This is a genomic window from Acinetobacter bereziniae (assembly GCF_016576965.1).
GTDB lineage: Bacteria > Pseudomonadota > Gammaproteobacteria > Pseudomonadales > Moraxellaceae > Acinetobacter > Acinetobacter bereziniae.
This window is the reverse complement of the sequence record NZ_CP066119.1, coordinates 3305629-3331346: the sequence shown is the minus strand read 5'-3', so window position 1 is coordinate 3331346 and position 25718 is coordinate 3305629. Positions and strand designations below refer to the sequence as shown.

Annotated in this window: 8 protein-coding genes; 7 read left to right on the top strand and 1 reads right to left on the bottom strand. The window is 42.4% G+C overall.

Annotated elements, in window-relative coordinates; genetic code table 11:
- Positions 1 to 6 precede the first annotated feature (6 nt).
- The 6 genes from I9192_RS15545 to sucD all read left to right on the top strand — a co-directional run bounded on the left by I9192_RS15545 (position 7) and on the right by sucD (position 9128).
- Positions 7 to 717, top strand: a complete 711-nt coding sequence (locus I9192_RS15545; protein ID WP_004829428.1) for a succinate dehydrogenase iron-sulfur subunit — start codon at positions 7 to 9, stop codon at positions 715 to 717.
- 624 nt (positions 718 to 1341) lie between these two features.
- A complete protein-coding gene (locus tag I9192_RS15540) occupies positions 1342 to 4179 on the top strand; it encodes a 2-oxoglutarate dehydrogenase E1 component (protein ID WP_200150430.1) in 2838 nt (945 codons plus the stop codon).
- Positions 4179 to 5393, top strand: coding sequence for a 2-oxoglutarate dehydrogenase complex dihydrolipoyllysine-residue succinyltransferase (gene odhB, locus I9192_RS15535; RefSeq protein ID WP_004829426.1), 1215 nt, complete (start codon positions 4179 to 4181; stop codon positions 5391 to 5393). The genes I9192_RS15540 and odhB overlap by 1 nt, the downstream gene beginning before the upstream one ends.
- Before the next feature lie 60 nt (positions 5394 to 5453).
- The gene (gene lpdA, locus I9192_RS15530; protein ID WP_200149898.1) at positions 5454 to 6890 is read left to right on the top strand and encodes a dihydrolipoyl dehydrogenase; all 1437 of its coding nucleotides are present in this window, start codon (positions 5454 to 5456) and stop codon (positions 6888 to 6890) included.
- A 168-nt stretch (positions 6891 to 7058) separates the two neighbouring features.
- Positions 7059 to 8225, top strand: a complete 1167-nt coding sequence (sucC, locus tag I9192_RS15525) for an ADP-forming succinate--CoA ligase subunit beta (RefSeq protein ID WP_004829424.1) — start codon at positions 7059 to 7061, stop codon at positions 8223 to 8225.
- A gap of 12 nt (positions 8226 to 8237) precedes the next feature.
- Positions 8238 to 9128: a succinate--CoA ligase subunit alpha gene (sucD, locus tag I9192_RS15520; RefSeq protein ID WP_004829423.1), complete on the top strand. Its 891-nt coding sequence runs from the start codon at positions 8238 to 8240 to the stop codon at positions 9126 to 9128.
- A 97-nt stretch (positions 9129 to 9225) separates the two neighbouring features.
- Here sucD and I9192_RS15515 read toward each other — a convergent pair whose 3' ends face one another.
- Positions 9226 to 9987: a 3-oxoacyl-ACP reductase gene (locus I9192_RS15515; protein ID WP_005032926.1), complete on the bottom strand. Its 762-nt coding sequence runs from the start codon at positions 9985 to 9987 to the stop codon at positions 9226 to 9228.
- Between the two features lie 722 nt (positions 9988 to 10709).
- Between I9192_RS15515 and I9192_RS15510 the strand changes: the two genes are divergently transcribed.
- Complete coding sequence (locus tag I9192_RS15510) at positions 10710 to 25610, top strand: Ig-like domain-containing protein (protein WP_200149897.1); 14901 nt, start codon at positions 10710 to 10712, stop codon at positions 25608 to 25610.
- Positions 25611 to 25718: the final 108 nt, after the last annotated feature.

The window sequence follows — 25718 nt, the reverse complement described above, 5'->3', positions numbered from 1 at the left end:
GATAAGATGAGTAGAGGTACTCGTACGTTCGAAATCTACCGCTATGATCCTGATAAGGATAAAGCGCCGTATATGCAAACTTTTAAACTAGAGTTGACAGATAAGCATCGTATGTTGCTTGATGCACTTCTAGCATTGAAAGTTCAAGACGAATCATTGACATTCCGTCGTTCTTGCCGCGAAGGTATTTGCGGTTCTGATGGTGTGAACATCAATGGTAAAAACGGTCTTGCTTGCTTATGGAACTTGAACGATTTACCTGAAAAAATCGTCATTCGTCCATTACCTGGTTTGCCAGTGGTTAAAGATTTAGTTGTGGATATGAATCAGTTCTACGATCAGTATGACAAAATTCAGCCATTCCTGATCAATAACCAACCTGCGCCACCTAAAGAGCGTTTACAATCTCCAGAAGAGCGTGAACACTTAAATGGTTTGTATGAATGTATTCTTTGTGCATGTTGTTCAACTTCATGCCCATCATTCTGGTGGAACCCGGATAAATTCTTGGGTCCTTCAGCATTATTGAATGCGTATCGCTTTATCATTGACTCTCGTGATACAGCAACTCAAGACCGTTTATCACGTCTTGATGACCCATTCTCATTGTTCCGTTGTAAAGGAATCATGAACTGCGTATCTGTATGCCCTAAAGGTTTAAACCCAACAAAAGCAATCGGTCATATCCGTAGCATGTTGCTTGACCAAGCAGGTTAATACGACGTCAATAAAGAGCGCACATCCTAGATGTGCGCTCTTTTTTTTATGCAAATTCATTGAGGAGAGAGCAGGAAAGGAGAATGTTGTTTTTTATTGTGATGATTTGCGATAAAAGCGTTGAAAACAGAACAACTGACCCGATATAAATGGAGGGATAATAATTGATTATTTCTTGTATGTATTTCGCTAATTTATAGATGGTATGTGTCAAAAAAATCAATTGAAGTGGCAGATCATGTTACGATTTAACAAACCACTATATGTGAAAAAGTGACTTTGTTTTTGGTACATTTTTTCAACATAAGTGTGACTCAGATCGGTTTATAAATCTTTTTTATAGATGCCGTTTAGAACCGCTTTAGAAAAAGCAAAAAGTCTTTTGTTTTTTCTAAGTCGATTTGCAAAAAATTGCTCAGCCTCGGTTGAGTATATAAGTGAGTGATGATGCCAATGAAGGCGTTATGATTCATTGTATGCATTAGTAATAAGCTAATGTTTATAACGCCCCATGGTCATTAGTACCTGATGGGTGAATGTCAATTTACCGATTTGGCATTATCAATCATGGGAGTGCTTAAAAAGCACCCTCTAATGTTTTTGCAATAGGAAATGGGTCCACAAATGCAAGAAGTTGCTGACGCATTGCGTCTTGATACTGAACTTTCCGCTGACAGCGCAGCGTATATTGAAGAGCTTTACGAACAGTACCTTTCTTCTCCAACCTCAGTAGGTGAGGATTGGCGTCAATATTTCGATAAATTCCCTAAAGGCGACCAACCACACGGAAATATTCGTGAGCAATTCTTATTATTAGGTCGTAATTCAAGTCGTGTTCAGCCAGTGGTTCAAAGCGAAGTAAGTACTGAGCATGAACGTCGTCAAATCGGTGTATTGCAACTGATTGCAGCATATCGTAACCGTGGTCATCAAAAAGCAAAACTTGATCCACTTGGTTTGGCTAAACGCGAAGACGTGCCTGATTTAGACCTTGCTGCCCATGGTTTAACCAAGTCTGATTTAGATACGGTTTTTAATGCGGGTAACTTGGCGATTGGTAAAACTGAAGCCACTTTAGGTGAAATGGTTAACGCAATGGAAGCGACGTATTGTGCTTCTATTGGTGTAGAATATATGCACATCGTTGACACAAAAGAAAAACGTTGGATTCAACAACGCCTTGAAAGTGCGCGTGGTCAATTTGGCTTTTCAGCAGATCAAAAGAAACATGTACTTGAACGCTTAACAGCGGCTGAAGGTTTAGAAAAATTCCTTGGCAATAAATATGTTGGTGCTAAGCGTTTCGGTGTGGAAGGTGGTGAATCTTTCATTCCTATGGTAAACGAACTGATTCAACGTGCAGGTTCTGTAGGTTGTAAAGAAGTCGTTATTGGTATGCCTCACCGTGGTCGTTTAAACTTACTTGTCAATATCATGGGTAAAAACCCTGCTGATTTATTTGGTGAGTTTGAAGGTAAAGCACTGAATAAAAAAGGTTCAGGCGACGTAAAATACCATCAAGGTTTCTCTTCAAATGTAATGACACCTGGTGGTGAAGTTCACTTGGCTTTGGCATTTAACCCATCACATTTAGAAATCGTTGGACCTGTTGTTGAAGGTTCTGTACGTGCTCGCCAAGTCCGTCGTAAAGACATTGGTGGTGATGACGTATTGCCAGTGATTGTTCACGGTGATGCTGCATTTGCAGGTCAAGGTGTCAACCAAGAAACCTTCCAAATGTCACAAACTCGTGGTTATACCGTAGGTGGTACAGTTCACATTGTAGTGAACAACCAAGTGGGTTTCACAACCTCTGATCCACGTGATGCGCGTTCAACAGAATACTGTACTGATATCGCTAAAATGATTCAGGCACCGATCTTCCATGTCAATGGTGATGATCCTGAAGCAGTATTGTTTGTTTCTCAATTGGCACATGATTTCCGTCATACATTCCGTAAAGATGTTGTGATTGACATGTTCTGTTACCGTCGTCGTGGACACAACGAAGCAGATGAGCCAGCAGCAACTCAACCGATGATGTATCAAGTTATTAGCAAAAAGCCGACGACCCGTACGCTTTATGCTGACCAATTGGTACAAGAAAAAGTATTAGACCGTGCATCTGCTGATGCGATGGTTGAAAAATACCGTGAAGATCTTGAAGCAGGAAATCACGTTGCAAATGCATTGGTGCTTGAGCCAAACAAAAAAATGTTTGTTGATTGGACACCATACCTTGGTCATGACTATACCGATGATTGGGATACAACATTCCCGATTGAGCGTTTAAAAGAACTTGGTACAAAAATGCGTGAGCTTCCAGAAGGCTTCGTGATGCAACGCCAAGTTTCAAAAGTAATTGATGATCGCTTTAAAATGCAAACAGGTGAAATGCCACTCAACTGGGGTGCAGCAGAAACTCTAGCGTATGCTTCTATTCTTGATGATGGTTATTTGGTTCGTTTGACAGGTGAAGACGTTGGTCGTGGTACATTCTCACACCGACATGCAAAACTACATAACCAAGTTGATGGTTCTGTTTACATCCCACTTTGTCATATCAAAGAAAACCAGCCACGTACTGCAATTTATGACTCATTATTGTCTGAAATGGCGGTTCTTGCATTCGAATATGGTTATGCAACTACATTGCCAAAAAGCTTAGTGATTTGGGAAGCTCAGTTCGGTGACTTTGCAAACTGTGCGCAAGTGGTAATTGACCAATTTATCTCATCTGGTGAAACCAAATGGGAGCGTGTTTGTGGTTTAACACTTCTTCTTCCACATGGTTTCGAAGGTCAAGGTCCAGAGCATTCATCTGCACGTCTTGAACGTTTCTTACAGTTATGTGCTGAAGAAAACATGCAAGTGATTACACCAACAACACCTGCACAGATTTTCCATGCAATGCGTCGTCAAGCGGTACGTCCAATCCGTAAACCGTTGATTGTGACTTCGCCTAAATCATTACTTCGTCACAAACTTGCAACATCTACTTTAGATGAGCTTGCAGCTGGTACGTTCCAGACTGTGATTGATGAAGTGGATCAAATCAACAAACAAGATGTAACACGTGTTGTACTTTGTGGTGGTAAAGTTTATTACGACTTACTTGAAAAACGTCGTGAAGAAAACTTGAACATTGCAGTTGTACGTGTTGAACAGTTATATCCGTACCCAGAAAAACGTCTTGCAGAAGTTCTTGCTACTTATCCAAACGTGAAAGAACTCGTTTGGTGTCAAGAAGAACCGAAAAACCAAGGCGCATGGTTGTTCATTGCTCCTCGTTTATATGAAGGTGTAATGAAATCTGGTCTACAAGTTCAAATTAGCTATGCAGGACGCGAAGCTTCAGCTGCACCTGCATGTGGCTCACCATATTTGCATGCAAAACAACAAGCTCAGCTCGTAAATGACGCTTTAGCGATCGTGGCTGATCAATCAGGAGAATCTAAATAATGGCAACCGAAATTAAAGCACCTGTGTTCCCAGAGTCAGTTGCTGACGGAACAATCGCAACTTGGCACAAACAACCAGGTGAAGCAGTATCACGTGATGAAGTGATCTGTGATATTGAAACGGATAAAGTTGTTTTAGAAGTTGTTGCTCCTGCTGATGGTTCTATTTCTGCAATCATCAAAAATGAAGGTGATACAGTTCTTTCTGCTGAAGTAATCGCAACATTTGAAGAGGGTGCAGTTTCTGGTGCAGCTCAAACTCAAGCAGTTCAATCTGAAGAGAAAGTTGAGCAAGCTGCTGCACAAACTCAAGCAGGTAATGCACCTGTTGTTGAGCGTGCTCAAGTGCAAGATCAAGCACCTGCAGTACGTAAAGCACTTACTGAAACAGGTATTGCTGCTGCAGATGTTGATGGTACTGGTCGTGGTGGTCGCATCACCAAAGAAGATGTTGCCAATCATCAAACTAAACCAGCTGCTGCTCCTGCAACCCCATTGAGTGTTGCTGTAGGTGAGCGTATCGAGAAACGTGTTCCAATGACGCGTTTACGTAAACGTGTTGCTGAGCGCCTTCTTGCTGCAACTCAGCAAACTGCAATGTTGACAACGTTTAACGAAGTGAACATGAAGCCAATCATGGAAATGCGTAAGCAATACAAAGATGCTTTCGAAAAACGTCATGGTGCACGTCTAGGCTTTATGTCATTCTTCGTTAAAGCTTGTACTGAAGCGCTTAAACGTTATCCAGCTGTAAATGCATCAATTGATGGCGATGACATCATCTATCATGGTTATTATGATATCGGTGTTGCGGTTTCTTCTGATCGTGGTCTTGTTGTTCCAGTTCTTCGTGATACTGACCGCATGAACTATGCTGAAGTTGAATCTGGTATTGGTGCATATGCTGCTAAAGCACGTGAAGGTAAATTGTCTATCGAAGAAATGACTGGTGGTACGTTCACAATTACCAACGGTGGTACTTTCGGTTCATTACTTTCAACGCCTATTTTGAACCAACCACAAACTGCAATCTTAGGTATGCACAAGATCCAAGAGCGTCCTATGGCAGTGAATGGTCAAGTTGAAATTCTTCCAATGATGTATTTAGCGCTTTCTTATGACCATCGTATGATTGATGGTAAAGAAGCTGTTGGTTTCTTGGTAACGGTTAAAGAGTTACTTGAAGAGCCAGCTAAACTTATCCTTGACCTTTAATTCTTTAGAATAACATCACAAGCTTAGGGCGATCCTCTAGGCTTGTTCTTGGAGATAAGCATGTCTCAACAGTTTGATCTTGTTGTAATCGGCGGTGGACCAGGTGGTTATGAAGCGGCAATTCGCGCTGCACAACTTGGTTTTAAAGTTGCGTGTATCGAAAAACGTGTACACAAAGGTAAGCCATCTTTAGGTGGTACTTGCTTGAATGTAGGATGTATTCCTTCTAAAGCATTATTAGATTCTTCACATCACTATGAAGACACACTTCATGGCTTAGATGTACACGGAATCTCAGTTGAAAATGTACAACTTGATCTTCAAAAGCTTCTTGCTCGTAAAGACAAAGTTGTTGACAATTTAACTGGCGGTGTTGCTCAGCTCCTTAAAGGAAACGGCATCGAATGGTTACAAGGTACTGGTAAATTACTTGCGGGTAAAAAAGTTGAATTTACACCATTAGAAGGTGGTGACGTTCAAGTTTTAGAGCCTAAATATGTGATTCTTGCGACTGGTTCTGTTCCTGTAAATATTCCAGTTGCAAAAGTAGATGAAGACTTAATTGTTGACTCTACTGGTGCACTTGAATTCCAAGAAGTACCTAAGCGTTTAGGTGTGATTGGTGCTGGTGTAATTGGTCTAGAACTTGGTTCAGTATGGCGTCGTCTGGGTTCTGAAGTTGTTGTGTTTGAAGCATTAGATACATTTTTACCAATGGCGGACAAAGCTTTGGCAAAAGATTATCAAAAACTTTTAACGAAACAAGGTTTAGATATTCGTATTGGCGCTAAAGTTTCTGGTACTGAAATCAACGGTCGTGAAGTGACTGTTCAGTACAACCAAGCTGGTGAAGACAAAACTCAAACTTTTGACAAATTGATTGTTTGTGTGGGTCGTAAAGCATATGCAGAAGGTTTGTTGGCTGAAGATTCAGGCATTAAATTGACTGAGCGTGGTTTGGTTGAAGTAAACGATTGGTGTGCAACATCTGTTGATGGTGTATATGCGATTGGTGACTTGGTGCGTGGTCCAATGCTTGCACATAAAGCAATGGAAGAAGGTGTAATGGCTGTTGAGCGAATGCACGGTCATGCTGCACAAGTAAACTATGACACCATTATTTCTGTGATCTATACACATCCTGAAGCGGCTTGGGTAGGTTTAACTGAAGAACAGGCTAAAGAAAAAGGTCATGAAGTTAAAACTGGTCAATTCCCGTTTGCTGTGAATGGTCGTGCTTTAGCTGCAAATGAATCAGCAGGTTTTGTGAAATTCGTTGCGGATGCTAAAACAGATCGTTTATTGGGTATGCATATCATCGGTTCTGGCGCTTCAGACATCGTACACCAAGGTATGATTGCGCTTGAGTTTGTATCTTCTGTAGAAGATTTACAATTGATGACTTTCGGTCACCCAACATATTCAGAAGTCGTTCACGAAGCTGCTCTTGCAGTTGATGGTCGTGCGATTCACGCCATCCAACGTAAACGTAAATAAAACAAAAAAGAGCGGTTTCGACCGCTCTTTTTACTTTTGATGGTTGTTTTTAATTGAATAATCATCTAAGAATACAACAACAATTTTTAATAAATGCCAATAGTTATTGTGATGGAAGTCTAGGTATTGGTGTGTCATAACAATGTGAAAAGTAGTAAAAGGTAAAAGATGAATCTACATGAGTATCAAGCGAAAGCGCTGTTGAAAAAATATGGTATGCCAGTTCAAGAAGGCATTTTAATCACTACTCCAGAAGAGGCATCAGCAGCATTTGACCAGATTAGTGGCAAATTCGCGGTGATGAAAGCCCAAGTTCATGCAGGTGGTCGTGGTAAAGCGGGTGGTGTGAAAGTTGTTAAGTCAAAAGAAGAAGCAGCTGAATACGCAAAAAATTTATTAGGTACGCGATTAGTCACCTATCAAACTGATGCAAATGGTCAGCCTGTAAATAGTATTCTTGTTTGTGAAGATGTATACCCAGTAGAGCGTGAATTGTACCTCGGTGCAGTTGTCGATCGTTCTAGCCGTCGCGTGACCTTTATGGCGTCGACTGAGGGTGGTGTGGAAATCGAAAAAGTTGCAGAAGAAACACCAGAAAAAATTATTAAAGTTGAAGTTGATCCATTGGTAGGTTTATTGCCTTTCCAAGCACGTGATGTTGGCTTCCAATTGGGGCTTAAAGACAAACAAATCAATCAGTTTGTAACGATTATGACGGGTGCATATAAAGCATTTGTTGAAAATGATTTTGCATTGTTTGAAATTAACCCACTTTCAGTTCGTGAAAATGGTGAAATTTTGTGTGTAGATGCAAAAGTTGGCATCGATTCAAATGCGTTATATCGTTTACCTGAGATTGCTGCAATGCGCGACAAATCTCAAGAAAATGAACGTGAGCTAAAAGCATCTGAATTTGATCTAAACTATGTTGCATTAGAAGGTAATATTGGTTGTATGGTGAATGGTGCAGGTCTTGCGATGGCGACCATGGACATTATCAAACTGTACGGTGGTCAACCTGCTAACTTCCTTGATGTAGGTGGTGGTGCAACGAAAGATCGTGTTATTGAAGCTTTCAAAATCATTCTTTCAGATAGTTCAGTACAAGGTGTATTGATCAATATCTTCGGTGGTATTGTTCGTTGTGACATGATTGCTGAAGCGATTATTGCAGCGGTTCAAGAAGTAAATGTAACTGTGCCTGTGGTTGTTCGTTTAGAAGGGAACAATGCAGAGTTAGGTGCAAAATTACTTGATGAATCAGGTTTAAAATTAATTTCTGCAAACGGTTTAGCCGATGCGGCAGAAAAAGTTGTTGCTGCAGTGAAAGCGTAAGGAGTATCAATCATGAGCGTATTAGTAAATAAAGACACAAAAGTATTGGTACAAGGCTTTACGGGTAAAAATGGTACATTCCATTCTGAGCAATCAATTGCATACGGCACAAAAGTTGTTGGTGGTGTAACACCAGGTAAAGGTGGTCAAACGCATATCGGTTTGCCTGTATTTAATACGATGCGTGAAGCAGTAAAAGAGACAGGTGCTAATGCAACCTCGATCTATGTTCCAGCTCCATTTGTATTGGACTCAATCGTTGAAGCGATTGATTCAGGTATTGAATTGATCGTTGTGATCACTGAAGGCGTACCGACTTTAGACATGCTTAAAGCAAAACGTTACCTTGAAACTTATGGTAATAATGCACGTTTAATCGGTCCTAACTGTCCAGGGATTATCACACCGGGTGAATGTAAGATCGGGATCATGCCAGGTCATATCCATCAGCCAGGTAAAATCGGGATTATTTCACGTTCTGGTACATTGACTTATGAAGCAGTTGCACAAACAACCAAGCTTGGTCTAGGTCAGTCGACTTGTATCGGTATCGGTGGTGACCCAATTCCGGGTATGAACCAAATTGACTGCTTAAAACTTTTCCAAGAAGATCCACAAACTGAAGCAATCATCATGATTGGTGAGATTGGTGGTTCTGCGGAAGAAGAAGCTGCTGAGTATATCCAGTCAAATGTCACTAAACCAGTGGTGGGTTATATTGCTGGTGTTACTGCGCCTAAGGGTAAACGTATGGGACATGCTGGTGCGATTATCTCTGGTGGTAAAGGTACTGCTGAAGAGAAATTTGCTGCATTTGAAAAAGCAGGCATGGCATATACGCGCAGTCCTGCTGAACTCGGTTCAACAATGCTTGATGTATTGAAAAAGAAAGGTTTGGCTTAATCCCGGTATTTCAAAAATGATCTAAAAAATGAGAGTCTAAAGGCTCTCATTTTTGTTTTAACTGTTTATTTTATTTGCTTCAATCTTCGCTATATCATTAACCTTTGACTAAGCCACCGTCAACGATGAGGTTTTGTCCTGTCACTGCTCTAGACCAAGGCGATAAAAATAACAATATTGCATCTGCAAACTGCTCAGGGGTTGTGACTTCTTGTAATGGTGTCGATGCAGCAATTAAGTCAAAGACTTGATCTGGTGTTGCACTACTGGCATCAGTCTTACGTAATAGACCACCTGAAAGCATATTGACATTGATTCCATACTGTCCAAGATCATGTGATGTTGTTCGAGTAAAAGCCAAAAGTGCTGCTTTCGCTGCTGTATAATCATGATATGGAACCACAGGATTTTGTACGAGGTTTGTTCCAATATTAATAATACGACCAAAATGATCTTTCTTCATATCTTCTAAGGCAGCTTGAGTTGTATTTAAAGCTGCTTTAACAGCACTATCTAATTGCTGTTGCATGCTATGCCAACTCAGCGCTTCGACTTTAGGACGTAAGTCTCCATCAAATTTAAAAGATAAAAGTGCATTATTAATGACTGAAGTAATGGCATGCCCATAATGCAATTTAGCTTTTTTGAACATCAAGTTCACTTGCTCTTCGTCAGTCACATCTGCCTTGTAAATAAATACTTGTTCAGCATGTTCTCTGGCAAGTTGTTGTGCGGATTCTTCGCTATTGAAATAGTTTACAACAACCCTTGCACCTTCTCGTATTAAAGCACGAGTAATGGCAAGACCTAAGCCACGTGCACCACCCGTAACAAGAATAATTTGATCACGTATTTCCATGCGAATCATCCACTGAATTGAAATAAGTTAGAGTTTAGCGTTTTTATACTAAGCATTTAAAATGGGTTAATCTTGTATAAATTTTAGTATTTTATTTTAAATATTAGCCTAAAGGCTTAGGCATTAGTTAAACAATGATTAACCTTTCATGATTGAAAAAGCTTCACCACTTTTAGAAATATCCTAAAAACTTCATTTTCAAAGAACAACAAAATTATAGATATAGGCGTCGAAATTCTTTTGCTCATCTGTGACAAGATGTTGGGAATAAAAAAGATGAATGTTTGTTCAAAAGTAAACTTATATTTTTTAGCATTTCATACTTAGAATATTTGAATTTAACTATTTATTTAATGTGTTGTGGTTTGCATTAACTCTATATATTGTGTTCTATTTATTGTTAATGTTTGAATGTATTTTATAATGATGATTATTTAATTTAATAGATTATTAAATTTGATAAAAACAATAAATAATAAAATGTTGAAAAATATTGATTTAAATTATTTTATTTAATTTTTGATTAATTTTTTTTATAAAATCATTAAAAAACATGGGTATATGTTGTGACTTTTTATATTAGTTATTTTGTTTAGTGCGTTTTATATTTCAATAATAAAATACTAAAAAATAGTTCAATTCAATTAAAAGTGCTCTCAAAAACGTTGCAAATAAAAACATGAAATTCAAAACATTTAATGAAATTATAAAGGGAAAAAATTATGTTAAATATTCAAATAGTTTCTAAAGAAACTCACCAGGTTTTAGACTTAAAGGGCTCAACCGATGTGAAGTTGGTTGAAAATTCAGTTGTTATTATTAATGTGAAAAAAGAAGATATTGCATCAACAGAAAGAGTGGGAAATGCATTGGTCATTCTATTAAAAAGTGGTGAGAAAATTTCAATTGAGAATTTTTTTGCTACCCATTCAGATAATGACATTGTTTTAAAAGATGACCAGAATAAATTATTTTTGTTGGAATTAAATCAAACACAAGATGTTTTAGAAACTGTAAACTATATTTCTATCAATGATATAGAACCACTTCTATATCATGATGTAAATATTGAGATTCTACCTTGGGTGATTGGTGGTGCTTTAGGTATAGGTGCTATTGCTGCTATAGCCAATAACGATTCATCCAGTGATAAAAAAAATGGAGATGTGACTCCACCCAATCAGCCTCTTGTTCATTCGACTAATGGTCGTTTAATTACAGGAACAGCAGAAGCAGGAAGTACAGTAAATATTACTGATAGTTCAGGTAAAGTCATCGGGACAACAACAGCAGGAGCAGATGGCAAATTTACTTTTACACCAACAACACCTATTCCAGATGATACAGCGCTAAAAGTGACGGCTGTAGATGCCTCGGGAAATGTCAGTCCGCCTGCGCAAGTCATTGTGGATAGTACTGCACCCGCTCAACCCATCGTTAATCCTACAGACGGTAGTCCAATTACAGGAACAGCAGAAGCAGGAAGTACGGTAAATATTACTGATAGTGCAGGTAAAGTCATCGGGACAACAACAGCAGGACCGGACGGTAAATTTACATTTACACCAACAACGCCTATCCCAGATGGTACAGCGCTTAAAGTGACGGCTGTAGATGCATCTGGAAATGTTAGTCCGCCTGCGCAAGTGATTGTGGATAGCACTGCACCTGCTCAACCCATCGTTAATCCTACAGACGGTAGTCCAATTACAGGAACAGCAGAAGCAGGAAGCACAGTAAATATTACTGATAGTTCAGGTAAAGTCATCGGTACTACAACAGCAGGACCGGACGGTAAATTTACTTTTACACCAACAACCCCTATTCCAGATGGTACAGCGCTTAAAGTAACAGCTGTAGATGCCTCGGGAAATGTTAGTCCGCCTGCGCAAGTCATTGTGGATAGCACTGCACCCGCTCAACCCATCGTTGATCCTACAGACGGTAGTCCAATTACAGGGACAGCAGAAGCAGGAAGTACAGTAAATATTACTGATAGTTCAGGTAAAGTCATCGGGACAACAACAGCAGGACCAGATGGCAAATTTACATTTACACCAACAACCCCTATTCCAGATGGTACAGCGCTAAAAGTGACGGCTGTAGATGCCTCGGGAAATGTTAGTCCGCCTGCGCAAGTCATTGTGGATAGCACTGCACCTGCTCAACCCATCGTTAATCCTACAGACGGTAGCCCAATTACAGGAACAGCAGAAGCAGGAAGTACAGTAAATATTACTGATAGTTCAGGTAAAGTCATCGGTACTACAACAGCAGAACCAGACGGTAAATTTACATTTACACCAACAACCCCTATTCCAGATGGTACAGCGCTTAAAGTGACGGCTGTAGATGCATCGGGAAATGTTAGTCCGCCTGCGCAAGTGATTGTTGATAGTACTGCACCAGCTCAACCCATCGTTGATCCTACAGACGGTAGTCCAATTACAGGGACAGCAGAAGCAGGAAGTACGGTAAATATTACTGATAGTTCAGGTAAAGTCATTGGTACTACAACAGCAGGATCAGACGGTAAATTTACATTTACACCAACAACACCTATTCCAGATGGTACAGCGCTTAAAGTGACCGCTGTAGATGCATCGGGAAATGTTAGTCCGCCTGCGGTAGTAATAGTAGATAGTACAGCACCAACAGTCATTATTAGTATGAGTGATACGATTCTAACTATAGGTGAATCAGCGCTTGTAACTTTTAGTTTTAGTGAGATCGTAAAAAACTTTGGTAATGATGATATCTTGGTATCAAATGGGACGTTAAGTCCAGTAAGCAGTAATGATGGTGGTCTAACTTGGACAGCCATTTTCACACCCAACGCAAATTTCTTGGCAAGCAATAATAAAATTAGTGTGATTGCAGGAAGTTTTACAGATATTACAGGTAATGTTGGTATTGGTGGTGTTGGTCCCAACTTTGCTATCAATACTACAACTGCCCCAACAGCACCAGTGGTCAATGTCACAGGCAATCCAGATGGTTCGGTGAGCGTCAGTGGCACGGCTGAGCCAAACAGCAACATTGAAATCCGCTATCCAGATGGCAGCACAGTTACCACAGCGGTGGACAGTTCCGGTAATTACGGACCTGTGACCTCTGCGATCAACCAACCGACAGGTACGGTGAGTGGTACAGTCACTGATGCTTCAGGCAACACTGGACCAAGTACCAGCACCCAATATGTTGACAACATTGATCCAGCAGCACCAGTGGTCAATGTCACAGGCAATCCAGATGGTTCGGTAAGCGTCAGTGGCACGGCTGAACCAAACAGCAACATTGAAATCCGCTATCCAGATGGCAGCACTGTGACGACGCCTGTGGACAGTTCAGGCAATTACGGACCTGTGACCTCTGCGATCAACCAACCGACAGGTACGGTGAGTGGTACAGTCACTGATGCTTCAGGCAACACTGGACCAAGTACCAGCACCCAATATGTCGACAACATTGATCCAGCAGCACCCGTGGTCAATGTCACAGGCAATCCAGATGGTTCGGTAAGCGTCAGTGGCACGGCTGAACCAAACAGCAACATTGAAATCCGCTATCCAGATGGCAGCACAGTCACCACAGCGGTGGACAGTTCAGGTAATTATGGACCTGTGACCTCTGCAATCAACCAACCGACAGGTACGGTGAGTGGTACAGTCACCGATGCTTCAGGTAACACTGGACCAAGTACCAGCACCCAATATGTTGACAACATTGATCCAGCAGCACCAGTGGTCAATGTCACAGGCAATCCAGATGGTTCGGTAAGCGTCAGTGGAACGGCTGAGCCAAACAGCAACATTGAAATCCGCTATCCAGATGGCAGCACTGTGACGACGCCTGTGGACAGTTCAGGTAATTATGGACCTGTGACCTCTGCGATCAACCAACCGACAGGTACGGTGAGTGGTACAGTCACTGATGCTTCAGGCAACACTGGACCAAGTACCAGCACCCAATATGTCGACAACATTGATCCAGCAGCACCAGTGGTCAATGTCACAGGCAATCCAGATGGTTCGGTGAGCGTCAGTGGCACGGCTGAGCCAAACAGCAACATTGAAATCCGCTATCCAGATGGCAGTACTGTGACGACGCCTGTGGACAGTTCCGGTAATTATGGACCGGTGACCTCTGCAATCAACCAACCGACAGGTACGGTGAGTGGAGCAGTTACTGAAGTATCAGGCAACACTGGACCAAGTACCAGCACCCAATATGTTGACAACATTGATCCAGCAGCACCAGTGGTCAATGTCACAGGCAATCCAGATGGTTCGGTGAGCGTCAGTGGCACGGCTGAGCCAAACAGCAACATTGAAATCCGCTATCCAGATGGCAGCACAGTTACCACAGCGGTGGACAGTTCCGGTAATTACGGACCTGTGACCTCTGCGATCAACCAACCGACAGGTACGGTGAGTGGTACAGTCACTGATGCTTCAGGCAACACTGGACCAAGTACCAGCACCCAATATGTTGACAACATTGATCCAGCAGCACCAGTGGTCAATGTCACAGGCAATCCAGATGGTTCGGTGAGCGTCAGTGGCACGGCTGAGCCAAACAGCAACATTGAAATCCGCTATCCAGATGGCAGTACTGTGACGACGCCTGTGGACAGTTCAGGTAATTACGGACCTGTGACCTCTGCGATCAACCAACCGACAGGTACGGTGAGTGGTACAGTCACTGATGCTTCAGGCAACACTGGACCAAGTACCAGCACCCAATATGTTGACAACATTGATCCAGCAGCACCAGTGGTCAATGTCACAGGCAATCCAGATGGTTCGGTAAGCGTCAGTGGCACGGCTGAACCAAACAGCAACATTGAAATCCGCTATCCAGATGGCAGCACTGTGACGACGCCTGTGGACAGTTCAGGCAATTACGGACCTGTGACCTCTGCGATCAACCAACCGACAGGTACGGTGAGTGGTACAGTCACTGATGCTTCAGGCAACACTGGACCAAGTACCAGCACCCAATATGTTGACAACATTGATCCAGCAGCACCAGTGGTCAATGTCACAGGCAATCCGGATGGTTCGGTAAGCGTCAGTGGAACGGCTGAGCCAAACAGCAACATTGAAATCCGCTATCCAGATGGCAGCACTGTGACGACGCCTGTGGACAGTTCAGGTAATTATGGACCTGTGACCTCTGCGATCAACCAACCGACAGGTACGGTGAGTGGCACAGTCACTGATGCTTCAGGCAACACTGGACCAAGTACCAGCACCCAATATGTTGACAACATTGATCCAGCAGCACCAGTGGTCAATGTCACAGGCAATCCAGATGGTTCGGTAAGCGTCAGTGGAACGGCTGAGCCAAACAGCAACATTGAAATCCGCTATCCAGATGGCAGTACTGTGACGACGCCTGTGGACAGTTCAGGTAATTACGGACCTGTGACCTCTGCGATCAACCAACCGACAGGTACGGTGAGTGGTACAGTCACTGATGCTTCAGGCAACACTGGACCAAGTACCAGCACCCAATATGTTGACAACATTGATCCAGCAGCACCAGTGGTCAATGTCACAGGCAATCCAGATGGTTCGGTAAGCGTCAGTGGCACGGCTGAACCAAACAGCAACATTGAAATCCGCTATCCAGATGGCAGCACTGTGACGACGCCTGTGGACAGTTCAGGCAATTACGGACCTGTGACCTCTGCGATCAACCAACCGACAGGTACGGTGAGTGGTACAGTCACTGATGCTTCAGGCAACACTGGACCAAGTACCAGCACCCAATATGTTGACAACATTGATCCAGCAGCACCAGTGGTCAATGTCACAGGCAATCCGGATGGTTCGGTAAGCGTCAGTGGAACGGCTGAGCCAAACAGCAACATTGAAATCCGCTATCCAGATGGCAGCACTGTGACGACGCCTGTGGACAGTTCAGGTAATTATGGACCTGTGACCTCTGCGATCAACCAACCGACAGGTACGGTGAGTGGCACAGTCACTGATGCTTCAGGCAACACTGGACCAAGTACCAGCACCCAATATGTTGACAACATTGATCCAGCAGCACCAGTGGTCAATGTCACAGGCAATCCAGATGGTTCGGTAAGCGTCAGTGGCACGGCTGAACCAAACAGCAACATTGAAATCCGCTATCCAGATGGCAGCACTGTGACGACGCCTGTGGACAGTTCAGGCAATTACGGACCTGTGACCTCTGCGATCAACCAACCGACAGGTACGGTGAGTGGTACAGTCACTGATGCTTCAGGCAACACTGGACCAAGTACCAGCACCCAATATGTCGACAACATTGATCCAGCAGCACCAGTGGTCAATGTCACAGGCAATCCAGATGGTTCGGTAAGCGTCAGTGGAACGGTTGAGCCAAACAGCAACATTGAAATCCGCTATCCAGATGGCAGCATAGTCACCACAGCGGTGGACAGTTCAGGTAATTATGGACCTGTGACCTCTGCGATCAACCAACCGACAGGTGCGGTGAGTGGTACAGTCACCGATGCTTCAGGTAACACTGGACCAAGTACCAGTACTAACTATGTTGACAATATTGTGCCAACACAAGTCGCAACGATTACAGGTATAAATGACAATGTTGCGCCAAATACGGGTCATATAGATAGCGCTGGATATAGTAATGACACATCACCACAAATTTTAGGTGAAATTAGTGCCGTTTTAGGTGCAACAGAAGTCGTTGCGATTTATCGAAATGATGGTAATACAAATATTAGAGTTGGAACGGCAACCATTACAGGTACTGGCACAACTTGGATATTTGATGATAGTGGTTTAAGTGATGGCATAAGCTACACCTATACTGCACGTGTAGAAGATGGCGCGGGTAATCAAGCGAATTTATCAAATGCATATGTATTGAACATAGATACAACACCACCTTCAGTAAGTACAACGATTAATATCGTTTCGATTACTGATGATACTGGACTGAATACGACCGATTTTATTACCAATGATACCAGTCTGACAATTAATGGTACGGTTGGGACTTTGGCAGTGGGTGAAACTGCACAAATCAGTATTGATGGCGGTTTGAATTGGATTGATCTGACTGTAAATGCAGGAACATGGCATTATGAGGATACTCGGACACTTTTAGAAGGAGAATATACTTATCAAGTACGTGTAGTTGATGCAGCTGGAAATATTGGTCAAAGTGATGATCAGATAGTGATTGTTGATTTAACAGGACCTTCAGTCAGCACTTTATTGAATATTACATCTATCAGTACAGACAGTGGGACGAGTTCGACGGATTTTATCACCAATGACCAATCAATTACCGTGAATGGTGTTGTCGGTACATTGGCAGCAGATGAACAAGTTCAAATAAGTGTGGATGGTATCAATTGGGTAAATCTAATCGTTACAGGAGGTACATGGAGTTACCAAGACCCTCGGGTTTTAAGCCCTGATGGTGATTATATCTATCAGGTTCGTATTGTGGATGTTGCAGGTAATATTGGGGCAACAGATAGTCAAGTAATACAAATAGATACGACTGCCCCAACACAAAATGCTTTTATTAATAGCTATTTTGATTTAGTTGATCCTAACACAGGATTAATGGGAGATAATACTAACACCAATGATACTACCCCGACATTAATTGGCTCAATCACAGCAGGAGTGCAAGCGGGCGATATTCTTGAGTTATATCAAAATGGTACATGGATTGCATCGATTACATTGAGTCCTGGTGATACCACTTGGACGTACTCATTATCTGGTTTGAATGATGGTATGACCTATCAATATACTGTTCGTATTGTTGATATTGCAGGTAATGCAGGTTCAATGTCCCCAGCATTTACATTAACTGTAGATACCACTGCACCAACGACAACCGTGATGATTGATAGCTATACAGATAATATAGGTATTTATCAAGGAGATAACAATACGAATACAACGACGGATGATACCACACCGCTCTTAAATGGAACTTTGAGTAGTGCTTTAAGTTTAGGGGAAGTTGTTGAAATTTATGATGATAGTGATACGCTGCTAGGTGTTGCTGTTGTCGATGCTACAGGAACAGGATGGAGTTTCCAATTACCTTCACTGAGCAATGGCAGTTATACTTATTATGCAGTCGTTGTTGATGCGGCAGGTAATCATGGAACTAATTCTGCGAACTTCACACTGACAATTGATACGCTTGCACCCACACAGACCACAACTATTGACAGTTTCACTGATGATTTGGGTACGAATACTGGAGATTATCCAAGTGGCACACATACCGATGATACAGCGCCTCGATTAAATGGAACCATCAGCGGTGGTGCATTGGCTGCAACCGACGTTGTTCTCGTTTATGAAGGGACAACACAAATAGGTGTTGCAACCTTAAATGCCAGTCGCACAGCTTGGACCTTTGATGTGGCAGGTTTAGTGAATGGTGACAATAAAAATTATACGGCAGTTGTTGCGGATGCGGCGGGGAATCTTGGAGTATTTTCGTCTCCAGCATTTAGAATAATTGTTGACACTGTGGCGCCAACACAAACCGCAAATATTACCAGTTATTTAGATCTAACTGGACCAGTTATTGGCACTTTTGGGAATGGTACAACAACAGATGACAGAAATCCCATACTCAATGGAACACTTAGTTCTGTAATTCCACCTGAATATGAAATACGTATTTATGAGGGGACAATTCTAGTTGGTGTTGCGACAACAACAGGTGGCACAAATTGGTTTTTTAATTTACCAACCTTAACAGATCCAAGTACTCACACTTATACAGTCAAAGTTGCGGACGAAGCAGGTAATGAATCTCTAGCGTCAGCGCCATTTACTCTGACAGTTGACTCCACTGTACAGCCAGAAGATATCACGATTACCCTCTATAACGACGATTATGGCGACAATATGGGGAATTATTTATCTGGAAGTCAAACAGACGATAGTTCGCCACTCTTAATGGGAACTCTTGGAAAAGTATTAAATGATGGAGATAAAGTGCTGGTTTATCAAGTTGATCAAGTACTGGGTACATCAATATTACTGGGAGAAGCTGATGTTTTTGAAACGTCTTGGAGTTATCAAGTCACAGGTTTAAGTGATGGTCTTTATAGCTATCGTGCAGAGGTGATGAATAGTTTTAACAGTGTTCTGGCACAGTCCAATATATTTGAATTGATTGTGGATACGATTGCACCGACAGAAGTTCCAACTATTACTGTCTATAATGATACGGTTGGATTATTTCAAGGCGATTTTGTGAGTGGTACTACGACTGACGATAGTCATGCACTTTTAAAAGGAACGCTGAATACTGCATTATCATCAGGAGAAAGTTTACATATCCATGATAATAACGGCAATTTAGTTGGTATTGCTTCAGTCACAGGAACAACTTGGACTTTACCTTTATCGCTAGGAACAGATGGCACTTATACCTATACCGCTGTTGTGGTCGATCAGGCTGGTAATGAAGGACCTGAGTCAGCTGCCTTCACATTAATATTGGATACAACACCACCAACTCAACAAGCGATCATTAATAGTTTTACAGATGATGTCATCATGAACACTGGTGATTATGGATCAGGTAGTTATACCAATGATACGCTGCCTGTTTTAAACGGTACACTCAACACAGGTTTAGGTGCGAATGAAGTATTGCGTATATATGAAGGCTCAACCTTTTTAGGTATTGCAACCGTTACAGGTTTAAATTGGACTTTTGAATTTACAAACATTTTAAGCAACGGCAGTCATGATTTTACTGCACGTGTGATGGATGCTGCAGGCAATCAAGGACCGATATCCAACACCTTCAATTTAATCGTTGATACGATAGCCACCTCACAAACAGCCAATATTAATAATTATATTGATAATTCCGGTGCAGTTACTGGATTGATGGGGAACAATACAACGACGGATGATACCACACCAACCTTGATTGGGGCGGTCACAGCAGGCGTACAAGCTGGTTATACCATTAACCTTTATCAGAATAATGTTTTAATCACCTCAATCGTATTAACCAATGGTCAGACTTCATGGAGTTATACACCGAATATCTTAGGTTTTGGCACATATAATTACTATGTCAAAGTTGCAGATCAAGCGGGTAATGAAGGAACTGCAAGTCCAATCTTCACCTTAACTGTTGATGCAACAGCCACACTCAGTTCTCTCATGACCGATACTGCTTATGGTCAGATTGGCAATTACTCTACCAATAATAATGCGACCAATACTGATTTGATCACTCGTGATAGTACGCCAATACTGAATGGGACGATCAGTCGTGCTTTGGAAGCGAATGAACAAGTCACGATTAGTCTGGATGGTGGGAACAGTTGGATTGTGGTGCAAACGACTTTGGGTGCAACAAGTTGGGCATATAATCCGCAACCATTCGGTTATGCAGTATCGACAACTGTTCCATTACAAGTACGGATTGAAAATACCGTGAATGGAACGCATGGCTCAACCACCACAACAACATATACCTTTGATTTAACAGCACCATCGATGACTTTGAGTAATCCAGATTTTGCCAATGCTGGTTCGATCGATGCTGATGGTGACAAAACAATCCTTGCAGGTACAGCACAGTTTAACAGCAGTGTGGATGGCACAGCTGAGGTTGGCAGTGTTGTGGCGCTGATCAATGATATTAACAACGATGGGATTTATACAGAAGGTGTTGATAGTGTCCTCAATGTTGCAACAGTCGCAGCAGGTGGGACATGGAATATGTCATTGAGTTTGACAGCAGGTCAGTACCATCTGGGTTATGTCATTTGGGATGCAGCAGGGAACCGTAGTCGCCTAAGCATGACTTCCGATATAGATGTCGTGAACAACTTGGGTAATGCGCCATATACCAACAGTGCTTTTGGTACCAATGCAACACTGGGTTATGGTAGCAGTATGGTCATTAACACGAATGGACACTGGACTTTTGTCAATGATCAAGCGGTTTATGCTGGTGCTTCAACGACAAGTTATACCACCACAGCTTTGACACTCGCTTCTGGTACGGTCAGTTCATATTCTTTCGGTGATTACAATCTGGATGGAAATATTGACATCATCGGCACAGATAGTGCCGTGAGTTCGACAGCGCCGATTTGGACGGGTATTGCTGGCGGAGGATTTACTGCTGGTACTGTAGATGCTGGACAACTTGTTGCACGTGGTGGTTCAGTATTTCTAGATATGGATGGTGATGGTTATTTGGATGCTGTGATTGGTGATAGAGGAAACGACTCCTCAGCATTTTTGAAAAATAATAGTGGTGTATTCAGTGTCTATGGACGGGCATCAGGTAATCCGACAGCAACAGGTCTGAATACATTGACCATGGATCGAGAAAATTCAGCAGTAGATTTAAATAATGATGGTAAAGTCGACCTCGCTTTACATGCCACCACTAGCCAATCTGGGGTAACAGGCGCTTATACATTAAGCTTGTTGTTAAATAACGGTAGTAGCAGTGCAACGGGTGCAAACTGGACTGAAACACAGGTCATTACCAATGTATTCGGAGCCGCTAGAGCAGATGATTCGACCACCCCGTTATCGATGACTTGGGCAGACTTTAATGGTGATGGTTATCTGGATTTATATTTAAATACAACTCAAACAGGAACCTCCGCCAATAGCAAAATTTTCCTCAATAACGGTGGTAGCTTATCAAGCAATGGAATTGCAATTGCAAATGATAGCCTAGCTGGAGAAGCGTCTGTTGCTGTCGACTGGAATGGTGACGGCAAAATGGATGCAATAGAGGTCGATTATACGACGGGTATTGCGAATCTATATACCAATAACGGTAATGTGGCTGCGGGATGGGCGACTACGCAATTGGCTGATATGGGGAATAGCACGTTAAATGGTATCGCCGCTGCTGACTATGATTGGGATGGTGATATTGACCTGTTAGCCAGTTTTAATACGAGTACACAGACACAGTTAATCAGCAACACCAACCAAGTCAAAGATGGAACAGCTTTGCATCTGCGTATCGTGAATGCAGAAGGTCATAATGTCTATTACGGTAATACCGTTCAGTTGTTCGATTCTTCGGGGCGTTTAGTATCCACCCAAATCATAAATCCACAATCAGGAAATTGGGTCAACGATGGTTCTGCATTGGTCAACATTTTTGGTTTGGATCCATCACAAAGCTACACAGTCAAATTATTGGCGAATGATCATGGCGTGACAACGACGTACTCATGGAACGTTACTCCAAGCAGTGCGGTTGACGCACAAGTGTTGACCACAACAGCTGTGACCACTGCCAATGCAACAACATTGGTGGGTACTGGCTATAACGATACTTATGTGGTTTCTAATGTGACAGGGGGGACCACAGCTTATAACGGCGGTGGTGGCTGGAATTTACCTGTCATGAAAGGTGAAAGTAAAACTTGGGTTGCTTCAGGGGGTATGGATATTATTGATTTCCGTAATGCATCTACAGGTGTAACGGTTAATCTACAAGCTGGTACGGTATCAGGTTGGGGGACGATTAGTAATATCACCAATGTTGAGGGGGTACGTGGTAGTGCACAAGCAGATACCTTAATCGGTTTACTCGGTTCATTTGGTAATAACACTGATAATATTTTTGAAGGTCGTGGCGGGGATGACATTATCACTTTAGGCTTTAATGGAGGTAATGATCGAATAGTATACAACCTGATTAATCCTGCTGATCATGTTACTGGGGGAAATGGTACTGATACGATCAATGATTTCAGTGGAGGGAGTTTAGCTTTTGCACCGAATTCTGATGCAGATATCATTGACCTGAGTGGCTTATTGACAGCTTATACTGGCACAGCCTATGTCTACTTTGATGCTGGTACAGGAACCTATGTATTGGACAGTGCATCGCTCGGGTTGCGCAATTATCTTCAAGTCATGACAGCGGGTGGTAACACTGTGATTTCAGTTGATCTAGCGGGTACTGGGAACTTTACAACGCCTTTGTTGATACTCAATGGTCTGAGCATGAGTATGGAGTCTTTGCTGGCGAATGGGCAACTGTTACTGGGTTCTTCAACTGCCGCTTTAATTCATATCAATGCACAAACCACCACAGATACTACGCCAATTGTGAGTGGAACCATTCCTTATGGCTTAAATATTGGTGAGGTTTTACAAATAACCGTAAATGGTACGACCTATAGTACGGCAAACAATACTGTGGTCGTAGATCCTGTAAATCACACTTGGTATGTGCAATTGCCTGTCGGTGCAGTCAATGTCGGGCGCTATGATGTAATGGCAAACATCGTGGATGCGAATGGCTCGATAATCATGAGTGATGCAAGTCGTATGGAGTTGGAAGTGCTCAGTTCGTCAGGTTCATTGACGCCTACTTGGGGGGATGCTGATGTCGGTAATGTTGTGGGGGGTGCAACCATGACGCTGGGGCAAAATGGTTTATGGTCATTCTTCCAAACCAGTACGACGAGTGATGTTGGAATGATCTATAACAGTACTGGATTGAATACCTATACCAATGTCAGTGTTACTGGCGGAAGTGGTGGATTGTCAGGCGCATCATTTGCTGATTTTAATCGTGATGGCTTTATGGATATTTTCACAAATACCAGTACAGGTGCTTCATCGCAAAGTGTATGGACCACGATTGATGGTATCAATTATAACCATCAGGTACTGGTAAGCGGCACATCTATGTGGAATGGTGCTGTGGTTGCTTATGATAAAACAGGCGATGGTTATCTAGATTTTGCTTATGGCGATACAGGTAATGACTCTATGACGTTTATTACCAATACTGCAGGTAGCCTGTCTTTAATGGCAGGGGGCGTGCAGGGTAAGCCTCCAACAGTAACAGGAAATACGTTCTCTGAAGTCGCGGCAGTGGATTTGACCAATGATGGTGCTGTAGATGTGGTTCAGCATACCAGTGGCGCAACGACACCGACAGCAGGTGGTGCTTATGCCTTGACTTTATTGACCAATGTACAAACTGCCAATAATACGTTTACTCAAATCAATGTGGCTGGTGTATTTAGAACAGGAGCAGCAGGTGACCCAGCCTCTGCGACCGCGATGACATGGGCAGACTTCAACAATGACGGTAAAATGGATTTATTCCTTGGTGCTGGTCGAAATGCTGCAAATACTGCTGATAGTACAGCGAGCCGTATTTACTGGAACAGTGGCACAGGAAGTCTGTTTGGAACAGCTTCTGGGACTGCGGGCGGTCAGGCAACTTACCTTTCAGATACTTTAGATGGTGGTGCTTCAGTCGCAGTGGATTGGAATCATGATGGTAAAATGGATATTGTGGAATTGCCGCGTTCTGGCGTCAGTGCAGTACCAAACCTATATACCAACAATGGGGCAGGAAGCTTTACGCAAAGTACACTGGGAACTGCAATTACAGGTGTGAATGGAGCTTTAGCAGTAGATTATAATTGGGATGGTGCAGTCGATGTATTGGCTTATAAAGGCGGTGCCAATACGATCTTATTGCAAAACAACAATATTGTTGCAGATGGTACCAGTTTGCATTTACGTATTTTAGATGCCAATGGTCTAAACGTGTACTATGGCAACACTGTACAGCTTTACAATAGTGCGGGTACATTAGTCGCATCACAAATATTGAATCCACAATCAGGTGTATTTGGTGCAGATGGTTCAGGTATCGTCAACTTCTACGGCTTGAATGCGAATGACAGCTACACCGCTGTATTGATTAAGAGTGTCAATGGTGTATCTCAGGATGTGGGTGGTTCAGCAAGCCTAGGCGGAAACAGCATTGAAAATATTAACCTCAGCTGGGCAGGTTTAACCGCTGGTGCAGCGACCCAAGCTTATGTCTTATCAGGTGAAGCAACGACCAACGTTGCGAATGGTAAATTCATCGGTACTGGTTATAACGATATTTTCTTTGCAACAGCAGGGACAGACAGTTATGACGGTAGTGGTGGAACGGCAGTGGATTTATCTGGTAACAGTAATTGGAGTGCAACTGGTGGGTTGGATACTGTTGACTATAAACTGGCAGGCAGCACTGCATTGACCATTGATTTGTCTAATATGAGTGCTCAAAACACTGGTTTTGGAACAGCGAGCTTTAAGAACATTGAAGCTCTTGCTGGTGGGAATGGGAATGACACGTTTACAGGCAATACAGCCAATAATCAGTTTGAAGGGCGGGGTGGTAATGACACCTTTAATCTTGCCAACGGTGGTCAAGATACTTTGTTATATAAAGTATTGTTAGCCGATGCAACGGGTGGCAATGGTACAGATAGTGTGAATGGCTTTAAAGTGGGTACAGTTGAAGCCACAGCTGACGCAGACCGGATTGATCTGAAATCTTTATTGATTGGGTATACTGCTGATAGTGATGGCGCTGCACATTATGTGAATGGTATTGCAACGCTTGATTCTGGTGACAATATTGGCAGTTATTTACAAGTGTCTCATAGTGGTGGCAATACTGTGTTGAGTATTGATCGAGATGGTGCAGGTGGTGCATATGCTATGACTAATCTGCTTACACTGAATGGTGTAAATACTGAACTGGAAACATTGTTAGCGAATCATCAGATTATCATTGGTTAAGTTCGCTTAGTTAAAAGAGCTGTCATGTTGGCAGCTCTTTTTTATTTATAATTCTCTAATTTCTTGCAAAAATCAAATTGAGTATATGCTTTAACTTAACTTTAAATA